Source organism: Streptomyces sp. NPDC048473 (assembly GCF_043200155.1).
Taxonomy (GTDB): domain Bacteria; phylum Actinomycetota; class Actinomycetes; order Streptomycetales; family Streptomycetaceae; genus Streptomyces.
This window is the reverse complement of record NZ_JBICXE010000003.1, coordinates 405,358-425,435: the sequence shown is the minus strand read 5'-3', so window position 1 is coordinate 425,435 and position 20,078 is coordinate 405,358. Positions and strand designations below refer to the sequence as shown.

At 70.9% G+C, this 20,078-nt stretch carries 10 protein-coding genes; 5 read left to right on the top strand and 5 right to left on the bottom strand.

Translation table 11 applies throughout. The features are described from left to right. Positions 1-65: 65 nt before the first annotated feature. Positions 66-737 carry an HAD family hydrolase gene (locus ACGFU7_RS08305; protein WP_393693523.1) on the top strand — a complete coding sequence of 224 codons (672 nt, stop codon included), beginning with the start codon at positions 66-68 and terminating at the stop codon, positions 735-737. A 62-nt stretch (positions 738-799) separates the two neighbouring features. Here ACGFU7_RS08305 and ACGFU7_RS08300 read toward each other — a convergent pair whose 3' ends face one another. After that, positions 800-1,369, bottom strand: a complete 570-nt coding sequence (locus tag ACGFU7_RS08300) for a DJ-1/PfpI family protein (RefSeq protein ID WP_393693521.1) — start codon at positions 1,367-1,369, stop codon at positions 800-802. A gap of 390 nt (positions 1,370-1,759) precedes the next feature. On the opposite strand from ACGFU7_RS08300, the gene ACGFU7_RS08295 reads away from it, so the two are divergent. Beyond that, positions 1,760-6,787: an NAD-glutamate dehydrogenase gene (locus tag ACGFU7_RS08295; RefSeq protein ID WP_393693519.1), complete on the top strand. Its 5,028-nt coding sequence runs from the start codon at positions 1,760-1,762 to the stop codon at positions 6,785-6,787. A gap of 181 nt (positions 6,788-6,968) precedes the next feature. Here the strand turns inward: ACGFU7_RS08295 and ACGFU7_RS08290 are convergent, their stop codons facing one another. The 3 genes from ACGFU7_RS08290 to ACGFU7_RS08280 form a co-directional block, all read right to left on the bottom strand. Continuing rightward, the gene (locus ACGFU7_RS08290; protein ID WP_393693517.1) at positions 6,969-7,229 is read right to left on the bottom strand and encodes a hypothetical protein; all 261 of its coding nucleotides are present in this window, start codon (positions 7,227-7,229) and stop codon (positions 6,969-6,971) included. A gap of 369 nt (positions 7,230-7,598) precedes the next feature. Then, positions 7,599-8,387 (bottom strand): ABC transporter ATP-binding protein, encoded by a 789-nt coding sequence (locus ACGFU7_RS08285; protein WP_393693515.1) that lies wholly within the window; start codon positions 8,385-8,387, stop codon positions 7,599-7,601. Beyond that, on the bottom strand, positions 8,380-9,321 hold the full coding sequence (locus ACGFU7_RS08280; protein ID WP_393693513.1) for an ABC transporter permease: 942 nt from the start codon (positions 9,319-9,321) through the stop codon (positions 8,380-8,382). Before ACGFU7_RS08280 ends, ACGFU7_RS08285 begins: the two co-directional genes overlap by 8 nt. Before the next feature lie 128 nt (positions 9,322-9,449). Here ACGFU7_RS08280 and ACGFU7_RS08275 point away from each other — a divergent pair, with 128 nt between their 5' ends. Then, complete coding sequence (locus tag ACGFU7_RS08275; protein WP_393693511.1) at positions 9,450-10,055, top strand: TetR/AcrR family transcriptional regulator; 606 nt, start codon at positions 9,450-9,452, stop codon at positions 10,053-10,055. A gap of 8 nt (positions 10,056-10,063) precedes the next feature. On the opposite strand, the gene ACGFU7_RS08270 is transcribed toward ACGFU7_RS08275, so the two are convergent. Beyond that, positions 10,064-13,612, bottom strand: coding sequence for a CDP-glycerol glycerophosphotransferase family protein (locus tag ACGFU7_RS08270; RefSeq protein WP_393693509.1), 3,549 nt, complete (start codon positions 13,610-13,612; stop codon positions 10,064-10,066). A 101-nt stretch (positions 13,613-13,713) separates the two neighbouring features. Between ACGFU7_RS08270 and ACGFU7_RS08265 the strand changes: the two genes are divergently transcribed. After that, positions 13,714-16,140, top strand: a complete 2,427-nt coding sequence (locus ACGFU7_RS08265; protein ID WP_393693507.1) for a CDP-glycerol glycerophosphotransferase family protein — start codon at positions 13,714-13,716, stop codon at positions 16,138-16,140. A 114-nt stretch (positions 16,141-16,254) separates the two neighbouring features. Continuing rightward, entirely contained in the window at positions 16,255-19,830 is a 3,576-nt protein-coding gene (locus ACGFU7_RS08260) for a CDP-glycerol glycerophosphotransferase family protein (RefSeq protein WP_393693505.1), read from the top strand. Positions 19,831-20,078 lie beyond the last annotated feature (248 nt).

Sequence of the window (20,078 nt, the reverse complement as noted above, 5' to 3'; positions counted from 1 at the left end):
CTGCCTCCCCGCTGCCGGAGCGGGTGACCGAACGGGTGTCGGACCCGGCGGGTACTTTCTTATGCATGGGGACGCATGGGAAGCACCGCACGCATCTGGTCTGGGACTGGAACGGCACACTGCTCGACGACAACGCCGCGGTCGTCGGCGCGACGAACGCCGCGTTCGGTGAGGTCGGCCTGGAGCCGATCACGCTGGAGCAGTACCGCGAGATGTACTGCATCCCGATCCCCCGCTTCTACGAACGGCTGATGGGGCGGCTGCCCACGGAGGCCGAGTGGGAGCGGATGGACGGGATATTTCACCGGCACTACACCGAGCAGCGGGCCGCCTGCGGGCTCACCGAAGGTGCCGAGGAGCTTCTCGCACAGTGGCAGCTGACCGGGCGCAGCCAGTCCCTCCTGAGCATGTACGGACACGACCAGCTGGTCCCCGTGGTCCGGGGGTACGGCATCGAGCGGCACTTCGTACGGGTCGACGGTCGCACCGGGCCCTCCGGCGGCAGCAAGGCTCGGCACATGGAGCGGCACATCGCGGCGCTGGACGGGGTGTCCCCGGAGCACACGGTGGTCATCGGCGATGCGGTGGACGACGCCGTGGCCGCCGCCCATGTCGGTGCGAAGGCCGTGCTCTACACCGGCGGATCGCACAGCAGAGCCAGTCTGCAGGCGGCCGGGGTGCCGGTGGTCGACAGCCTCGCCGAGGCCGCGGACCTCGCCGAGCAGATGGCTGGATAGGGAGGGAAGGACGGGGGCTTGACCCCTCGAAAGCGAGGGGGCTTGGGCCCTCGTGAGTGCCGTCAGGTGGTTACCGGGGCCTTTGTGCGGAGCACCTTCAGGAATTCGCGCATCCACGCCGGGTGGTCCGGCCACGCGCGGGACGAGATCAGGGTGCCGTCGACCACCGCCTCATGGTCCTCGAAGGTGGCGCCCGCCGCCTGCATGTCGAGCTCCAGCGCGGGGTACGCGGTGACGTGCCGGCCGACCAGTGCGCCGACCGCCGCCGTCATCAGCGGTCCGTGGCAGATCTGGGCCACCGGCCGGTCCGAGTCGAAGAACGCCTTGAGGATCTTGCGCAGCTCGGCGTCGTTGCGCAGATACTCGGGGGCCCGGCCGCCCGGGACGACCAGGGCCACGTAATCTCCGGGGTCGACCTCGGAGAAGGCCAGGTCGGCGGGCCAGGTGTAGCCGGGCTTCTCGGTGTACGTGTCGAAGCCGGGCTCGAAGTCGTGGACCACGAAGCGGAGCGTCTTGCGGGCGGGGGCCGCGATATGGACGTCGTAGCCCTCCTCGCGCAGCCGCTGGTAGGGATAGAGGACTTCCAGGGACTCGGCGGCGTCGCCGGTGACGATCAGGATCTTCGGTGCCATGGCGGGGCTCCCACGGTTCGTCGGCCTGTTCCGTCTACCAGAGTGCGGCAATACGGGTCGGCGCGCTGTCCAGAGTGTCAAACTTCGGGGCCATCTTTTGTACACATACGGCTCGTGACGGTTACGGGGGCGGGCGAGATAGCCTGGACCCCGTGATCAGCGCGATACGCCTCGGGGGCAGCGAAGCCCCCGGCCTGAGCCCGGAGTGCCACAGCACCCGGGCCATCACTGATCCTCACAGCCCGGTCCGACTGCCAAAAATGGCCAATATGGTCCCGGGCATCTCTCATAGCGGCATAGCGTCGACTCAGACCGGAAACCCCGTGTCGTGGCGGTACGTCGTCTTTTACACCTACGTCACGCAACGGCGCGCGACAGGAGCCAGAGGACATGCAGACCAAGCTGGACGAAGCCAAGGCCGAGCTGCTCGCACGGGCCGCCAAGGTAGCTGACAACAGCCCGGGCGGTGGTGTCGGTGGCCCGGGCGGTACCCCCCGGGTACCTGTTTCGGCCACCGGGGCCGACGGCACCGGTGGCGACCAGGAGCGTCCCGGGCAGGACGTACTCCTCGCCTACCTCCAGCGCTACTACCTGCACACCGCTCCGGAGGACCTCGCGGGCCGCGACCCCGTCGACGTCTTCGGCGCCGCCTCCTCCCACTATCGGCTCGCGGAGACACGTCCGCAGGGCACGGCGAACGTCCGGGTGCACACCCCGACCGTCGAGGAGAACGGCTGGACGTGCAGCCACTCCGTCGTCGAGGTCGTCACCGACGACATGCCGTTCCTGGTCGACTCCGTCACCAATGAGCTGTCCCGGCAGGGGCGCGGCATCCATGTCGTGATCCACCCGCAGGTCGTCGTACGCCGCGACGTCACCGGCAAGCTCATCGAGGTCCTCGCCGAGGGCAACGGCATCGCGACGAGCCCGCAGGGCCGCAAGAACGCCAAGGGTGTCAAGGACGCCGGGACCGGGCTGCCGCACGACGCGCTCGTCGAATCCTGGATCCACGTCGAGATCGACCGCGAGACCGACCGCTCCGACCTCCAGCAGATCGCCACCGACCTGCTGCGGGTGCTGTCCGACGTACGGGAGACCGTCGAGGACTGGGACAAGATGCGCGACACCGCGCTGCGCATCGCCGACGACCTGCCCGGCGAACCGCTCGACGCCCTCGCCGACGAAGAGGTGAACGAGGCCAGGGAGCTGCTGCGCTGGCTCGCCGCCGACCACTTCACCTTCCTCGGCTACCGCGAGTACGAGCTGAAGGACTCCGACGCGCTGGCCGCCGTCCCCGGCACCGGCCTCGGCGTCCTGCGCTCCGACCCGCACCACAGCGTCGACGAGGCGCACCCCGTCAGCCCGTCCTTCGACCGGCTGCCCGCCGACGCCCGGGCCAAGGCCCGCGAGCACAAGCTCCTCGTCCTCACCAAGGCCAACAGCCGGGCGACCGTCCACCGCCCCAGCTACCTCGACTACGTCGGCGTGAAGAAGTTCGACGCCGACGGCAATGTCGTCGGTGAGCGCCGCTTCCTCGGACTGTTCTCGTCCGCCGCCTACACCGAGTCCGTGCGCCGGGTGCCCGTCATCCGCCGCAAGGTCGCCGAGGTGCTGGAGGGCGCGGGCTTCTCGCCCAACAGCCACGACGGCCGCGACCTGGTCCAGATCCTGGAGACGTACCCGCGCGACGAGCTCTTCCAGACGCCCGTCGACCAGCTGCGCTCCATCGTCACCTCCGTGCTGTACCTCCAGGAGCGCCGTCGGCTGCGGCTCTACCTGCGCCAGGACGAGTACGGGCGCTACTACTCCGCGCTCGTCTACCTGCCGCGCGACCGCTACACCACCGGTGTACGGCTCCGCCTGATCGACATCCTCAAGGAGGAACTGGGCGGCACCAGCGTCGACTTCACCGCCTGGAACACCGAGTCGATCCTCTCCCGGCTGCACTTCGTCGTCCGGGTCGCCCCCGGCACCGAGCTGCCCGACCTCACCGACGCCGAGGCCGACCGCATCGAGGCCCGGCTCGTCGAGGCCGCCCGCTCCTGGGCCGACGGCTTCCAGGAGGCGCTGGGCGCCGAGTGCGGCGAGGAGCGCGCCGCCGAGCTGCTGCGCCAGTACGGCCACTCGTTCCCCGAGGGCTACAAGGCCGACCACACGCCGCGCGCCGCCGTGGCCGACCTGGTTCACCTCGAAGCCCTCAAGAAGGACCAGAAGGACTTCGCCCTCAGCCTGTACGAGCCGGTCGGCGCCGGCCCCGGCGAGCGCCGCTTCAAGATCTACCGGACCGGCGAGCAGGTCTCCCTCTCCGCCGTGCTCCCGGCGCTCCAGCGGCTCGGTGTCGAGGTCGTCGACGAGCGTCCGTACGAGCTGCGCTGCGCGGACCGTACACACGCCTGGATCTACGACTTCGGTCTGCGGATGCCGCAGACCAACGGCAACGGCAACTACCTCGCCGACGATGCCCGCGACCGGTTCCAGGACGCCTTCGCCGCCGTGTGGACCGGTGCGGCCGAGAACGACGGCTTCAACTCGCTCGTGCTGGGCGCCGGTCTGAACTGGCGGCAGGCGATGGTGCTGCGCGCCTACGCGAAGTACCTGCGCCAGGCCGGGTCGACCTTCAGCCAGGACTACATGGAGAGCACTCTCCGCAACAACGTCCACACCACCCGGCTGCTGGTCTCGCTCTTCGAGGCGCGGATGTCGCCCGAGCGCCAGCGGGCCGGTACGGAGCTGACCGACGGGCTCCTGGAAGAGCTGGACGGGGCCCTGGACCAGGTCGCCTCGCTCGACGAGGACCGGATCCTGCGGTCCTTCCTCACCGTCATCAAGGCCACCCTGCGCACCAACTTCTTCCAGATGGCGGACGGCGGCACGCCGCACAGCTACGTCTCGATGAAGTTCGACCCGCAGTCCATCCCGGATCTGCCGGCGCCCCGCCCGGCGTTCGAGATCTGGGTCTACTCGCCGCGCGTCGAGGGCGTGCACCTGCGCTTCGGCAAGGTCGCCCGAGGCGGTCTGCGCTGGTCGGACCGGCGCGAGGACTTCCGTACGGAGATCCTCGGCCTGGTCAAGGCGCAGATGGTGAAGAACACCGTCATCGTGCCGGTCGGCGCCAAGGGCGGCTTCGTCGCCAAGCAGCTCCCGGACCCGGCCGCCGACCGTGACGCCTGGATGGCCGAGGGCATCGCCTCCTACCGCACCTTCGTCTCGGCGCTGCTCGACATCACCGACAACATGGTGGCCGGCGAGGTCGTGCCGCCCAGGGACGTCGTCCGTCACGACGAGGACGACACCTACCTGGTCGTCGCCGCAGACAAGGGCACCGCGAAGTTCTCCGACATCGCCAACGAGGTCGCCGTCTCGTACGGCTTCTGGCTCGGCGACGCGTTCGCCTCCGGCGGCTCCGCCGGTTACGACCACAAGGGCATGGGCATCACCGCCCGCGGCGCCTGGGAGTCCGTCGAACGGCACTTCCGCGAGCTCGGCCACGACACCCAGACCGAGGACTTCACCGTCGTCGGTGTCGGTGACATGTCGGGTGACGTGTTCGGCAACGGCATGCTGCTCTCCGAGCACATCCGGCTCGTCGCCGCCTTCGACCACCGGCACATCTTCATCGACCCGAACCCGGATGCCGCCACCTCGTACGCCGAGCGGCGCCGTCTCTTCGACCTGCCGCGCAGCTCCTGGGCCGACTACAACAAGGAACTGCTCTCCGCGGGCGGTGGCATCCATCCGCGCAGCGCCAAGTCCATCCCGGTCAACGCGCACATCCGTGAGGCGCTCGGCATCGAGTCGGGTGTCATGAAGATGACGCCCGCCGAGCTGATGCAGACCATCCTCAAGGCCCCCGTCGACCTGCTGTGGAACGGCGGCATCGGTACGTACATCAAGTCGTCCGCCGAATCGAACCCGGACGTCGGCGACAAGGCCAACGACGCGATCCGTGTCAACGGCCAGGACCTGCGGGCCAAGGTCGTCGGCGAGGGCGGCAACCTCGGTGCCACCCAGCTCGGCCGGATCGAGTTCGCCCGGGGCGGCGGCCGGATCAACACCGACGCGATCGACAACAGCGCCGGTGTGGACACCTCCGACCACGAGGTGAACATCAAGATCCTGCTCAACGGCCTGGTCCGGGACGGCGACATGACCGTCAAGCAGCGCAACAAGCTGCTCGCCGAGATGACCGATGAGATCGGCCGTCTGGTGCTGCGCAACAACTACGCACAGAACGTGGCGCTCTCCAACGCCACGGCCCAGTCGCCCTCCCTGCTCCACGCCCACCAGCGCTTCATGCGCCGGCTGGTCCGCGAGGGGGATCTCGACCGCGGGCTGGAGTTCCTGCCCAGCGACCGGCAGATCCGCGAACTGCTGAACGCCGGCAAGGGGCTCAGCCAGCCCGAGCTGGCCGTGCTGCTCGCGTACACGAAGATCACGGCGGCCCGGGAGCTGATCCGGACCAGCCTGCCGGACGACCCGCACCTGCAGAAGCTGCTGCACGCCTACTTCCCGCAGCAGCTGCGCGAGCAGTTCCCCGAGGCGGTCGACGGGCACGCGCTGCGTCGCGAGATCATCACCACGGTCCTGGTCAACGACACCGTGAACAGCGGTGGTTCGACCTTCCTGCACCGGCTGCGGGAAGAGACGGGCGCCTCGATCGAGGAGGTCGTGCGGGCGCAGTTCGCGGCCCGTGAGATCTTCGGCCTCGGCCAGGTGTGGGACGCCGTCGAGGCGCTCGACAACAAGGTCGCCGCCGATGTGCAGACCCGGATCCGGCTGCACTCGCGCCGGCTCGTCGAACGCGGTTCGCGCTGGCTGCTCGGCAACCGGCCGCAGCCGCTGGAGATCGCCGGGACGATCGACTTCTTCAAGGTGGGTGTCGAGCAGGTCTGGGCCGAGCTGCCCAAGATGCTGATGGGCGCCGACCTGGACTGGTACCAGTCGATCCTGGACGAGCTCACCGAGGCGGGTGTCCCGGGCGAGCTGGCCCAGCGGGTCGCCGGATTCTCCTCCGCCTTCCCGGCGCTGGACATCGTGGCGATCGCGGAGCGCACCGGCAAGGACCCGCTCTCCGTCGCCGAGGTGTACTACGACCTCGCGGACCGGCTGGGCATCACCCAGCTGATGGACCGGATCATCGAGCTGCCGCGGGCCGACCGCTGGCAGTCCATGGCCCGCGCTTCCATCCGCGAGGACCTGTACGCCGCGCACGCCGCGCTCACCGCGGATGTGCTGTCCGTGGGCAACGGGACCTCTACGCCGGAGGAGCGGTTCAAGGCGTGGGAGGAGAAGAACGCGGCGATCCTTACCCGGTCGCGGTCCACGCTTGAGGAGATTCAGGGGTCGGACTCGTTCGATCTGGCGAATCTGTCGGTGGCCATGCGGACGATGCGGACGTTGCTGCGTACGCACATGTAGGGAGTGGTGGGGGCGGGGTGGTCGCCGGGGGTGCCCGGCAACCACCCCGCCCTCAATCGCCGGACGGGCTTGAATGGGCAGCCCCGGGCCGTGGGGCTCAGGCTTTGTCCTCAAGCGCCGGACGGGCTGGATTTTTGGGCTCGGGCTGGATTTTGGGTTCGGGTTTTGGCTCGGGTGCTCGTCAGTACATGCGGGTCTCTGCCGCTGTGGACGGTGGGGGTGGTTGGCGGCGTTGCCAGTCCTGGGCCAGTTCGGTCGGGAAGCGGCGGCCGCTGCGGGACCCGATCACGCCCTCCACCAGCTGGAGTTCGTCCCCGCCGTGGTACTGCCGCTCGGCCGTGCCGAGCTTCTTCCACGGGCCCGGTCCGGACTTCCCGGCCGTCGAGCGCCATTGCGTGCCGTAAGTGCTGCTGTCGCGGACGTGGACGGTGCCGCCGGTCACCCGTAGTACGACATGGGCGCGGCTGAGGCCTGCGGGTGCGCTGTTTCGGGATCAGGTCGTGCAGGGCGATGCCACCCTCGCCCGGCGCCCTGCCCACCTTCACCTTCGAGCCGTCCTCCAGGGTGAACCGGGCCTTGAGTTCGCCCTCCACCAGCTTCAGCTGGACGGTCGCGGTGCGTGGGCCGTCGTCGAACAACGGCTGCCGGGCGCCGCCGACGCACTCACGGGTCCGCTCGCAGCGGTCCCGGTACGCCGTCCTGAATGTGCCCCCCTGAGCGGTATCCGGACAACCCAGTTGTGCGGCACGGGAGTTTATCGCCCCGACCGCCTCAACCGCTCCGCCCGGCCCGCCACCCGTCGCCCGCGCCGTTACTTCTTGCCGGTGAACTTCTCGTACGCGGCCACGACCTCGTCCGCCGGACCGTCCATCCGCAGCGTTCCCGCCTCCAGCCAGATCGCCCGGTCGCAGGTCTCGGTGATCGACTTGTTGCTGTGGCTGACCAGGAAGACCGTGCCGGCCTCCTCGCGCAGCTCCATGATCCGTTCCTTGCTGCGCCGCTGGAACCTGGCGTCGCCGGTGGACAGCGCCTCGTCGATCAGGAGGACGTCATGGCTCTTGGCGGCCGCGATCGAGAAGCGCAGCCGCGCGCCCATGCCGGAGGAGTACGTCCGCATCGGCAGGGTGATGAAGTCGCCCTTCTCGTTGATGCCGGAGAAGTCGACGATCCCCTGGTAGCGCTCGCGGATCTGGGCCCGCGTCATGCCCATCGCGAGCCCGCCGAGCACGACGTTGCGCTCGCCGGTCAGATCGCTCATCAGCGCCGCGTTCACCCCGAGCAGCGAGGGCTGGCCCTGGGTGTGCACCCGGCCCTTCGTCGCGGGCAGCAGACCGGCGATCGCCTTCAGCAGCGTCGACTTGCCCGAGCCGTTGGAACCGATCAGGCCGATGGCCTCGCCCTTGTACGCGGCGAAGCTCACCCCCTTCACGGCGTGCACCTCGCGCACCCCGGGGGACTGCCGGCGCGAGACGATCCGGCTGAGCGCCGAGGTGGCGCTGCCCTTTCCGGTACGGGCGCCATTGACCTTGTACGTGATGTGGACGTCGTCCACGACGACGGTCGGCACCCGCTCGTTGTTGTCAGCCACGTTGTCAGCCACGTCCGTACCGCTCCTCCGCCTGCCAGAAGTACACGAATCCGCCCGCGCCGCACACGATTGCCCAGCCCGCGGCGATCGCCCACACATGCGGCGGCAGATGGGACGCGTCGAAGCTGTCGATGAGCGCGAACCGCATCAGGTCGATGAAGACGGCGGCCGGATTGCACTCCAGCATCACCATCACGAGGTGCGGGACCCGGTTCCCCTTGAGCATCGTGTCCACGCTCCACATGACGCCCGAGGCGTACATCCAGGTGCGCAGGATGAATGGCATCAGCTGGGCGATGTCCGGCGTCCGGGCGGCCAGCCGCGCCACCACCATGGAGACACCGGTGTTGAACACGGCCTGCAGGAACAGCGCCGGAATCGCCAGCAGCCAGGAAGGCTTGGGGAACTGCCCGAACCCCACCAGGATCAGCACCAGCGCGGCCAGCGAGAACAGCAGCTGCTGGAGCTGCTGCAGGGCCAGTGCGATCGGCAGCGAGGCGCGCGGGAAGTGCAGGGCGCGGACGAGGCCGAGGTTGCCGCTGATCGCGCGGGTGCCCGCGGTGATCGAGCTGCTGGTGAAGGTCCAGATGAACACGCCGGTGACGAGGAACGGAACGAAGTCCTCGACGTTGCGCTTCGTGTTCAGCAGGACGCCGAAGATGAAGTAGTAGACCGTCGCGTTCAGCAGCGGGGTCATGATCTGCCAGATCTGGCCGAGCTTCGCCTGGCTGTACTGGGCGGTCAGCTTGGCGGTGGCGAACGCCGTGATGAAGTGCCGCCGCCCCCACAGCTGCCGGATGTACGCGCCCAGTGAGGGCCGGGCCCCGCTCATGGTCAGTCCGTGCCGGGCGGCGAGCGCGGCGAGCTCACCCGGTGCGTACACCGGGAGGGGCGTACCGGCAGGGGTGTCGGCCGGGGCCGCTGGGGTTGTTGTCTGGCTCACCACGATCGCTTTCGACGGGAGGGCAGGAACACGGTGACGGACGGGACGGAACCGTATCGTCGTAACGCCGAGAGTAGGGCGCATCCACGTCGCAACGCAACCGTTTCGTCGTTACGGACTATGATTCGCCCATGACCACCGACCCGGGAACCCGCCGCCGTGTCCCCGCCGGAGCCGCTGTGCTGCGCGAGGACGTCACCGATGCGATTCGCAGCGCCGTCTTCGACGAGCTGGCCGCGGTGGGCTTCGCCCGGATGTCGATCGAGGGCATCGCCCGGCGCGCGGGCGTCGGCAAGACCGCCGTCTACCGCCGCTGGAAGTCCAAGCTGGCCCTGGTCCTCGACCTGGTCTCCGCCGTCGCCGTCCAGGGCATGCCGGCTCCGGCGACCGGTTCGCTGTACGGGGATGTCCGCGCCGTACTGGAACTCGCCTCCTACGCCCTGCGCCACCCTGTCGCCTCGCAGGTCATCCCGGACCTGCTGGTCGAGGCGGCCCGCAGTCCGGAGATCTTCGACCCGATCAAGGCCGCCCTGCTGGACCCGCATCAGGGCATCGCCGCCGTCGTCGTACGGGACGCCGTGGCGCGCGGCGAGCTGCCCGGGGACAGCGACCCGGACCGGGCCCTGGACCTGATCGTCGGCCCGCTCTACTGGCGGCTCGCCGTCGTCCGCACCCCGCTGCCCAAGGGCTACCTCGACGACCTGGCGGCATCCGCCGTCGCCGCACTCAAGAACTGATCCGGGTACTACCCCTCCGCCAGCAGCCGGTCCGCGACCCGCGCCGCCGCCCCGCCGTCGTCCAGGTCGCAGAAGTCCCGGCGGAAACTCTCGTACGTCTCCGCGTGCCGGGCCGCCGACGCGCTCAGGGCGCCGGCATCGCGCAGGACCCCGGCGATCTCGTCCGTGCCGACGAGCAGCGGCCCCGGCGCCCGGGTCTCGAAGTCCAGACAGAAACCGCGCACCGTGTCGCGGTAGTGCTCCAGATCGTAGGTGTGGAAGAGCATCGGGCGGCCCGTGTGCGCGTAGTCGAACATCAGCCCCGCATAGTCCGTGACCAGCACATCGGCGATCAGCAGCAGTTCCGCCGTGTCCGGGTGCGCCGACACATCGCGTACGCCGTGGCCCTCGGGCACGCTCCCGGTCACCCGCGGATGGCGCCGTACCAGCACGGTGTGGCCGTCGCCGAGGGACCGCGCCAGGGCTGCCAGGTCGAGCGCCGGATCCCAGCGGTAGCGGGGCCGCTCGCCGCCGGTGCCGGCCGGGTGGGCCAGCTGGTCACGGTAGGTCGGCGCGTACAGCACGACCCGGCGGCCGTCCGGGATGCCGAGCCTGCGCCGTACCCGCTCGGCGGTCTTGGCCCGGTCGGCCGAGAAGAGCAGATCGTTGGCCGGGGAACCCGCCTCCAATACCTCGCCGCCGTAGCCGAGTGCGTGGCGCAGCAGCGGGGTGGAGTGGCGGCTGGGGGAGACCAGGACGGACCATTGCGCGGCCCGGTGCGGCAGCGAGGCGAGTTGGTGGTGGTCGGCGTACAGGGTGCCGCCCAGATCCGTGCCGAAGCGGCCGAGCGGGGTGCCGTGCCAGGTCTGCATGACGGTCTGGCCGGGGCGCCGCTCGAACCACTCGGGCAGCTGGTCGGCGGTGACGATCCGACGGGACCGCGCCAGCGCCTCGTACCAGGCGGCACTGTGTTCGATGACGGGGACGGCGGCGGTCGGGACGTGCCCGTGGAGCCCGTCGGTGACCCAGAGGTGCTCCGACTCCACGCCCCGGCGCAGGAGTTCGGCGTGGACGGCGCGCGGTGAGTCGCCGCCGGTGTAGAGGACGGCGTCCCGCAGCGGCAGCGCGCGCCGGGACGGATAGTGCCTGCCGCGCAGTTCGGCCCGGCGGTACGCGCCCCGCTCGTCGACCGCGAGTACCGGCCCGGCCTGCACGGTCAGCCGGTCGCCGGACCGGCGGTCCAGGGCGAACTCCCGGCCGGGCGCGGGGGCCGTGGTGTCCGCCCCCGCGCGGCGGAGCGGCAGACGGGCGGTGAGTGCGGTCAGCACACGGACCGGCCGGCCGCCCAGATACGCGTCCCAGCGGCCCTCGTGCAGCCCGGCGGCCACCGAGGGTGCGAGGAACGCGGTGAAGCGGCGCCCTTCGTAAGCCCCCGCGTCAGCCCCTTCGGGCGCCCCTGCGTGTGCTTCCCCGTACGTTGCCGCGCGCGGCTCCTCGTGTGTGACGGGGACCGTCACCGTCTCGCGCAGTGCCTCGTGCCGCAGTACGAGGTGGGCCGGGCCTTCGTCCTGCCGTACGCCCGTCCCGGCGCCGGTCACCCCTTCCACCCGCAGCGCGCCGTCCGATGTCCACGCCGCCCCGTCCACGAACGGCTGCCCGCTCAGGTCCAGCACCAGCTCGCCCGCCGCATCGGCCACGACCGGCGGCGCCGCCTCCGGGGCCGCGGCCAGCGGCACCCTCGACCCGTCCGCCAGCACCAGCCGCGCCCGCCACCGCCCGCCCGGCTCCGGCTCGACCTCGCGGGGCGCCCGGTGCGGTGCCTGTGGTGCGGCCGCCATCCCGGCGAGGTCGGCGAGCGGAATCCGTACCGTGAAACGGTCGTCCGCCCGGCACTCGACCGGGTGGCCGAACTCCTGGTCCGCCACCCCTTCGCAGGTCAGCACCAGGGCCTTCGGCCGGGCGCCCCCGTACAGCCGCCCGGTCAACTCCAGCTCCTCGCCGATGCGACGGTCCTCGCACCGGGCCGGCAACTGCGCCAGGGTCAGCCTCAGTCGCCCGTCCAGGTAGTCGAGCACCGCCCGCCGCCCGTCGCCCAGGTCATGGACGAGCGGCTGTACGGCCCCCGCCTCCACGGCGCGCACAGCCACCCGGCGGACCGTGCCATGAGCGGCCACCATCATGCCCACCAGCCAGCCGCCGGGCCGCAGCCGACGCGGGTCGAGAGTCAGCTCGAAGCCCGAGTGGTCATAACTGTGCAACTGCTGACCGGAGTTGATGGTCGCATCGGGCGCGGGCACATTCCGTACCGGCACCGTCCGCAGATGCTGGCCGCGGGTCGCGCGCACCATGCCCACCTTCAGCGAGTGGCGCGGCGCCGCGGTCGGCAGATTGCGGATGTACGCGTAACCGCGCAGCAGCAGTTTCCCGTCGTCGCTCCATTGAGCCTCCAACAGCCGTGCCACGGCCGGGAGATCGGTACGGGCGAGGCGGGTGGTGTCCGGGATGCCGGGGAAACCGGCCTGCCGCCGCCCCGGTACGCCGCCGACCGTGAACGTTCCGGCGCCGTTGGCCCGTTCGAAGGCGAGTACGGCCAGCAGTTCCGCAAGCCTGCGCTCCTTCACCAGCTGCCACTTGATCCGCAGCTCCACCGGCAGCTCATGGGCCACGGCCCGGCCCGACCTGGCCGCCCCGTCCATCCGCTCCATCCGGTCCAGGAACGCCCCCGCGTCCGCCATGAACGCGTCCCGGTACTCGGGCCCGCCCATCGCGAGCCCCTCCAGGAAGTACACGAAGTCGTCGCGCAGGCACGAGAGGTCGTAGCGGCGCCGCGCACCGCCGTTCGCCACCCCGCTCCGGCCCGCCAGGAACGCGCTGACCTGCTCGCATGCCGAGATCCGGTCCCGTACGCCCTGCACATCCGTACGCCGTCGGGTGATCGACCCCTCCCGCACCCGCCAGTAGTAGACATGCTTGTGCAGCACATCGACCGAGCCCGCGAGGAAGTGCGCCGGGATCATCACCGGGGTGTCCTCGTAGAGCTTCCCCTCCGGGAAGGCGAAGGCGTGCCGGTCCCAGAAGGAGCGCCGGAACACCTTGTTCCAGGCGACCCGGTCGGCGAGCAGCCGCGGATCGCGGCTGATGTGGGTGCGGGCCCGGGTGGCGGTCAGCCAGCGGTACTGCCAGGCCTGCTGGCGCCCCTGCTCGTTCAGTCGCCACACATTGCCGGTGGCGAGGTCGGAGCCGGTCGACTCCAGTGAGGCCAGCATCCGCTCAAAGGCGTCATGGACGACGATGTCGTCGCTGTCGACGAACGCCAGATACGGCACGTCCGCCGTGGTGTGCCGCACGCCCGTGTTGCGGGCCGCGCTCAGCCCCGCGTTGCGCTGGTGGACATAGCGGAAGCGGCGGTCGCGGGCGGCGAACGCCTTGGCGACGGCCGTGCTGCCGTCCGTCGAACCGTCGTCGACGAGGACCACCTCGATGTCGGCGACCGACTGTTCGGCCACTGACCGCAGGCAGTCCTCCAGATAGTCCTCGACGTTGTGGACCGGGACGACGACACTGAGGCGCGGCTTCATGCCTGGTCAACCGGGGCGGACGTCCCTGGTCACCGGCACTGCCCCGAACGGGTGAACAAGCGATTCGGTGCGCGGTGGGTGCGCGATTACGCTCGGCTGCCATGCTCCTCAGTGTTGTCGTGCCCGTCCACCGCGTTCAGGGATATCTCAGGGCGAACCTGGAGTCCGTGCTCGGCCAGGGCCCCGGTGAACTGGAGCTTCTCGTCGTCGACGACGGGTCGCGGGACGGCAGCGCCGAGATCGCCGCCGAGTTCGCGGCGCGCGACCCGAGGGTCAGGGTGCTCACCCTCCCCGGGCATTGCGGGGCGGGTCCGGCCCGCAACGCCGGTGTGGCCGAGGCGCGCGGCCGGTATCTGCTCTTCCTCGACGGTGACGATCTGCTGAGACCGGGCGCCCTGGAAGCGATCACCGGCCGGCTGGCCGCGAGCGAACCGGACGTGCTGCTCCTCGGACACGACCGCATCGACTGGTGGGGCGACGTCTCGGCCCCGGCGTCCGTGACCTCGGCCCCGGAGCCCGTGATCCCGGTCCCGGCGTCCGTGATCCCGGTCCCGGCGTCCGTGTTCCCGGACCCGGAGCCCGTGTTCCCGGCCCCGGATCCGGCGATCCCGGACACGAGGTCCGAGGTCCCGGCCCCGGCCCCAGAGCCCTCGGCTCCGGCCTCGGCCTTGGGCCTCCCGGTTCCGGCCTCGGCCTTGGGCCTCCCGGTTCCGGCCTCGGCCTTGGGCCTCCCGGTTCCGGCCTCGGCCTTGGGCCTCCCGGTTCCGGCCTCGGCCCCTTCGGCTCCGGCCCCGGTCCCCGAGCCCTCGGCTCCGGCCTCGGCCTCCGGTCCCTGGGCCCCGGAGCCTGGGCTCTCGGCCCCGGAGCCCAGGCCCCTGGCCCCGGCCTCCGGCCCCCCGGGCCCTGTTCCCGCCGCCTCCGTCGCCGACGGCTTCTCCACCGCCACCCCGCGCCTCTTCCGCCGCGCCTTCTGGACCGCGTACGGCCTCCACTTCACCGACGGCCCGTACGAGGACGTCCTCCCCGTCCACCGCGCCACCCTCCTCGCCACCGACGCCGGCACGCTCGACACCCTCGACCGGATCTGTGTCCGCCGCCGAATCCGCCGCTCCGGCACCTTCGCCACCACCCCGGGACGCCACCACTTCGCGATCCTCGACGCATACGAACGGCTGCTCGCCGAGACCGACAACGACCCACGGATTCAGGCGGCGCGCACCCGCCACCTGCGCGCCGTCCTCGCCGACCCCGGCCGGACCGCCCCCGAGGACCGCGCCGCCTTCCACCGCGCCGCCGCCCTCCCCGGCAGCTACGCCGTCCACCGCGCCCAGGAAGCCGCCCGCGCCGGCCGCACCCGCACCCGGGCCGCCCTGCGCCGCCGCAAGAAGACGCTCCGGGCCCGCGTCATGCGCGCCGCCTACCGCACCGACCTGCACCGCCCCCTGGACCCGAACCTCGCGGTGTACGGCTCCTATTGGAACCGGGGCGTCGCCTGCAACCCGGCCGCGATCCATGCCAAGGCCCTCGAACTCGCCCCGCACATCCGGGGCGTCTGGGCCGTCTCCTCCCGTCACCGCGACCTCATGCCGCCCGGAATCCCGTACGTCATCGAGGGCTCCCGCGCCTACTGGCGGGCGATGGCCACCGCCACGTACCTGATCAACAACTCCAGCTTCCCCGGCGGCTTCACCAAACGCCCCGGCCAGCGCTATCTCCAGACCCACCACGGCACCCCGCTGAAGACCATGGGCCTGGACCAGCGCGCCTACCCGGCCCTCACCAACGGCATCAGCTTCGAGAAGATCGTCGCCCACGCCGACCAGTGGGACTTCTCCCTCTCCGCCAACCCGCACACCACCGAGATCTGGGACCGGGTCTACCCGTCCGGATACGAGCATCTGAACCTCGGCTACCCGCGCAACGACATCTTCTTCACCGCCACCCCCGAGCAGACCGCCGGGATCCGGCAGCGTCTCTCCCTCTCCCCGGACCGGACGGTGCTGCTGTACGCGCCCACCCACCGCGACTACCGCAAGGGCTTCGTCCCCCACCTCGACCTGGAACGACTGGCCCACGAACTCGGGCCGGATTACGTGGTGCTGGTCCGCGCGCACTACTTCTACGGCCGCTCGGCGCAGCTGGACAGTGCCCAGGTGGTGGACGTGACGGGGTATCCGTCCGTCGAGGAACTCTGTCTGGTCTCCGACGCGTTGATCACCGACTACTCGTCGCTGATGTTCGACTACGCCTGCCTGGACCGCCCGATCATCAGCCACGCCCCGGACTGGGCCGCCTACCGGGCCTCGCGCGGCACCTACTTCGATCTGCTCTCCGGACTCCCCGGCGACACCCCGGGCGCCGTCGCCACCACAGAGGATGAACTGCTGGAACTGTTCAGGACGGGCGATTGGCGCTCGGCGCGGACAGCGGAGCTGCGGACGGCGTTCCGGGAGCGCTTCTGCCCGTACGACGACGGGCACGCGGCCGAGCGCGTGGTGCGACGGCTGTTCCTGAGCGACGGAGAGTAAGCGCGGCGCAGCCGATGTCACCCGTTCGGGAGAGACCGCAACCGGTGACCCCCGGCCCTTCACGGGGTTGAGCCATACGGACAACCAGGCCCCCGATGAACGGACGTGCTCAACATGCCGCCACGGCTCAGTGTCGTCGTACCCGTCCACAACGTGGAGCTCTATCTGACGGACTGCCTGAAGTCCCTCGCGGAGCAGACCATGACCGACCTGGAGGTGGTGATGGTCGACGACGGGTCCACTGACAACAGCGCGGCCCTGGCCGCCGAGTTCGCCGCACAGGACGGCCGGTTCCGGCTGGTGAGCCAGGAGAACGGCGGACTCGGGCACGCCCGCAACACCGGGGTCCGCAACTGCGACCCGGGCGCCCGCCATCTCGCCTTCGTCGACAGCGACGACGTGCTCCCGCCCCGCGCGTACGAACTCCTCGTCGGTGCCCTGGACGAGACCGGCTCGGACATCGCGTCCGGCAATGTGCTGCGGCTGCGGGCCTCCGGAAAGCTCCAGCAGTCCCCCAACTTCCGCAAGCCCATGGCGACGACCCGGCTGCGCACGCACATCTCCCGTGACTGGGACCTCGCAGCCGACCGGATCGCCTGCAACAAGGTCTTCCGCCGGACCTTCTGGGACGAGCACGCCTTCGCCTTCCCGGTCGGCGCCCTCTACGAGGACATCCCCGTCGTCCTGCCCGCCCACTTCCTGGCCCGCTCCGTCGACGTACTGAAGGACGCCGTCTACCACTGGCGCGACCGGGCCGGTTCGATCACCACCCGTCGCGCCGTCGTCCGCGGCGTACAGGACAGGGCCTCGCACGTGCTGGGCGTCTCCACCTTCCTCGACGAGCACCGCGGCGCCGCCGACAAACGGCAGTACGAAGCGCACGTCCTCGCCAACGACCTCTGGTACTTCATGGAGGCGCTGCCCGACGGCGACGAGGAGTACCGGCGCGCCTTCCTCACGTACGCCAACGAGTTCACCGACCAGGTCGACCCGGCCGTCCTCGACGCGCTCCCGCTGCGGCTGCGCCTGATGTGGCACCTCGTACGCGAACGGCGGACCGACGAACTGCTGGCCCTGCTCGCCTTCGACAAGGCCGAGCCGGGAGCGTTCGCGGTACGGGGCGTGCGCCGCCGCAGCGCCTCCTTCCCGGCGCTCACCCGGCCGGTGCCGCGCCCGGTGCTGCGGGTCACCGACCGGGACCTGCCGCTCACCGCCCGGCTGCGGGATGCCCACTGGCAGGGCGGCAAGCTGCACCTCAAGGGGTACGCGTACATCCGGAACCTGCCCGCCGCCACGCGCGGCAGCGAGTTCCGGGCCGGCTGGCTGCGGGCGGGGCGACGGCATGTGGTGCCGCTCCGGCTGCGTACGGTCGCCGAACCCGAGGCCACCGCCCGGTCCCGGCAGAGCCTGCACGACTACGGCCGGTCCGGCTTCGAGACCGTCATCGACCCGGCCAGGCTGCGCATCCACGCGGGCGGCAGCCTCGAACGGCTCACCTGGCGCCTGGAGATCGGCATCGCCGGGCACGGCATGCTGCGCCGCTCCGACCTCTCGACGGACGAGGCGGCGGCACCGCCGCCCGTGCACCGGCCCGACGGCGACCACCGGATCGTGCCCGCCTTCGAGAGCGGCAGGCTCGTGCTGCACGCCGAGCGGATCGACGCCCGCTTCGAGACGCACCGCGCGGGCGACACGGGCGACGGCGCCGGCACCGTGGTGATCGACGGCATGATCCGCGACCGCTTCGGCAGGGGACCGCTGCGCCTCGCACTCACCCACCGGGCCTCCGGCACCTCCTTCGACTGCCCGGTGACCGTGCACGAAGGGGCCGTGCCCTCGGCGGCGGGATGGCGGCGCTTCACCGCCGATGTCCCGCTCGGCGCCTTCGCCGACGCCCGGCAGGGAGCGGGGATGGGGGCGGCGCCCGCGCAGCTGCCGTACAGCCTGCATCTCGTCGGCCCGGACGGGCGCAGGACACCGATCGATGTGCCGGGGCCCGTACTGCCGGGCCGCTACCCGCTGGGCGGGGACGGCGACGAGCGGCGCGAACTCGGTCTCACCGCAAGCGCGCGGGGCAATCTGCTGATCAGCGACCGCACCGTACAGCCCGCCGTCGACCTGGCGACCTGGACGGAGGACGGACAGCTCCTCCTGCAAGGCGCCTTCCCCGACGACCCGGAACGGCCCGTCGAGCTGGTGGCCCGGCACAGTGGGCACGGCGAGGAGGCCGTCTTCCCCCTCACCTCCTCCGGGGCCTCCGGGGCGCGGCGGTTCAGGGCCGTACTCCGGCCGGACGCCGTCGAGGGGCCCGGCGGGAAACTGCCGCTGGGCCAGGGGCACTGGTACCTCTTCCTCCGCGAGAAGGGTGCGAGGGACGACGCGCACGACGCCCCGCTGCGCATCCCGGCCGCCGCCCACCGCACCCTGCCCGCCGCCCGCACCCTCGCAGGCCGGAAATACCTCATCGAACGGCGCTTCCACGACCAGCTGCTGATCAACTGCGCATCGGTGCTCACCGCCGCGGAACGCGGTGCACGCGGCAAGCGGCTGCTGCGCGAGGCGTACCGGGGCCTGCGCATGGCGCCCCTGCGCGACACCGTGCTGTACAGCAGCTTCGACGGCCGCCAGTACTCCGACTCGCCGCGCGCGATCCATGAGGAAGTGGCCAGGCGGGGCGCCGAGTTGGAGCATCTGTGGGTGGTGCGCGACCAGCAGGCCCGTATCCCGGCGGGCGCCACGGCCGTCGAGCACGGCTGTGCCGCCTGGCACGAGGCGCTGGCCCGCAGCCGTCATATCGTCACCAACACCCAGCTGCCGGAGTGGTTCGAGCGGCGCGAGGGCCAGTGCGTCGTCCAGACCTGGCACGGCACCCCGCTCAAGCGCATCGGCCTCGACCTCGCGGGCACCGACCGGGCCAACGCCGCCTATATCGCCACCATCGAGCAGCGCGCCCGCCAGTGGAGCGTCCTGGTCTCCCCGAACCGCTTCTCCACCCCCGTCCTGCGGCGCTCGTTCGGCTACCGGGGCGAGGTCCTTGAGTGCGGCTATCCCCGCAACGACCTGTTCCACGCCTCGGACCGGACCAAGGTCACCGCGGCGGTACGGGAGCGGCTCGGCATCCCCGAGGGCAAGCGGGTCGTGCTGTACGCGCCGACCTGGCGCGAGGACCGGCCACAGGGCGGCGGCCGCTACGCCCTCGACCTGCAGCTCGACCTGGCCGCCGCAGAACACGAACTCGGCGCGGACACCGTCCTGTTGGTGCGCCGCCACTATCTGGTCACCGACCGCCTCCCGGACAGCGGCAGCGGCTTCGTCCGTGACGTCTCGCGCTACGGGGACGTCGGCGAGCTGATGCTGATCAGCGACGTACTGGTCACCGACTACTCCTCTCTGATGTTCGACTTCGCCCAGACCGGCCGCCCGATGCTCTTCCACACCTACGACCTGGCGCACTACCGCGACACCCTGCGCGGCTTCAGCTTCGACTTCGAGGCCCGCGCCCCCGGCCCCCTGATCCCCGGCTCCGCCGGACTCGTCGAGGCGCTGCGCGACCCGGAGCGGGCCACCAGGGGACACGCGCAGGCGTACGAGGCATTTCTCCGGGACTTCTGCGACCTGGACGACGGACACGCGGCGGCGGGGGTGGTCGACCGGATGCTCCAAGCCTCGTCCAGCCTTGACCGTTCCTGACCGGCCGGCCCCCGCTCCGCGCAGCCCGGCCGGTCCCGGCACCGGTACCGGCCGGGCAGGGGTTCCGGGGCCACCACGTTCCAGCTGAACCGTTCGAGTGATTCAGGGATTCGGACGTTTGCGCAGATACGCAGGGCATTGAAGTCGCGATCCATATAAGTGTGGTCATCGGTGCGCTGCTCAACGTCATCGGGTTGCTACGTTCTGTATTCATGGGTATCCGAATGCGATGCGAAACCTGGGATGTG

What these genes read in the sequence shown, in the direction of transcription:
- ACGFU7_RS08270 (WP_393693509.1), bottom strand. Translation starts at nt 13,612, where the DNA reads ATGAAGCCGCGCCTCAGTGTCGTCGTCCCGGTCCACAACGTCGAGGAC.
- ACGFU7_RS08305 (WP_393693523.1), top strand. Translation starts at nt 66, where the DNA reads ATGGGGACGCATGGGAAGCACCGCACGCATCTGGTCTGGGACTGGAAC.
- ACGFU7_RS08275 (WP_393693511.1), top strand. Translation starts at nt 9,450, where the DNA reads ATGACCACCGACCCGGGAACCCGCCGCCGTGTCCCCGCCGGAGCCGCT.
- ACGFU7_RS08265 (WP_393693507.1), top strand. Translation starts at nt 13,714, where the DNA reads ATGCTCCTCAGTGTTGTCGTGCCCGTCCACCGCGTTCAGGGATATCTC.
- ACGFU7_RS08260 (WP_393693505.1), top strand. Translation starts at nt 16,255, where the DNA reads ATGCCGCCACGGCTCAGTGTCGTCGTACCCGTCCACAACGTGGAGCTC.
- ACGFU7_RS08300 (WP_393693521.1), bottom strand. Translation starts at nt 1,369, where the DNA reads ATGGCACCGAAGATCCTGATCGTCACCGGCGACGCCGCCGAGTCCCTG.
- ACGFU7_RS08295 (WP_393693519.1), top strand. Translation starts at nt 1,760, where the DNA reads ATGCAGACCAAGCTGGACGAAGCCAAGGCCGAGCTGCTCGCACGGGCC.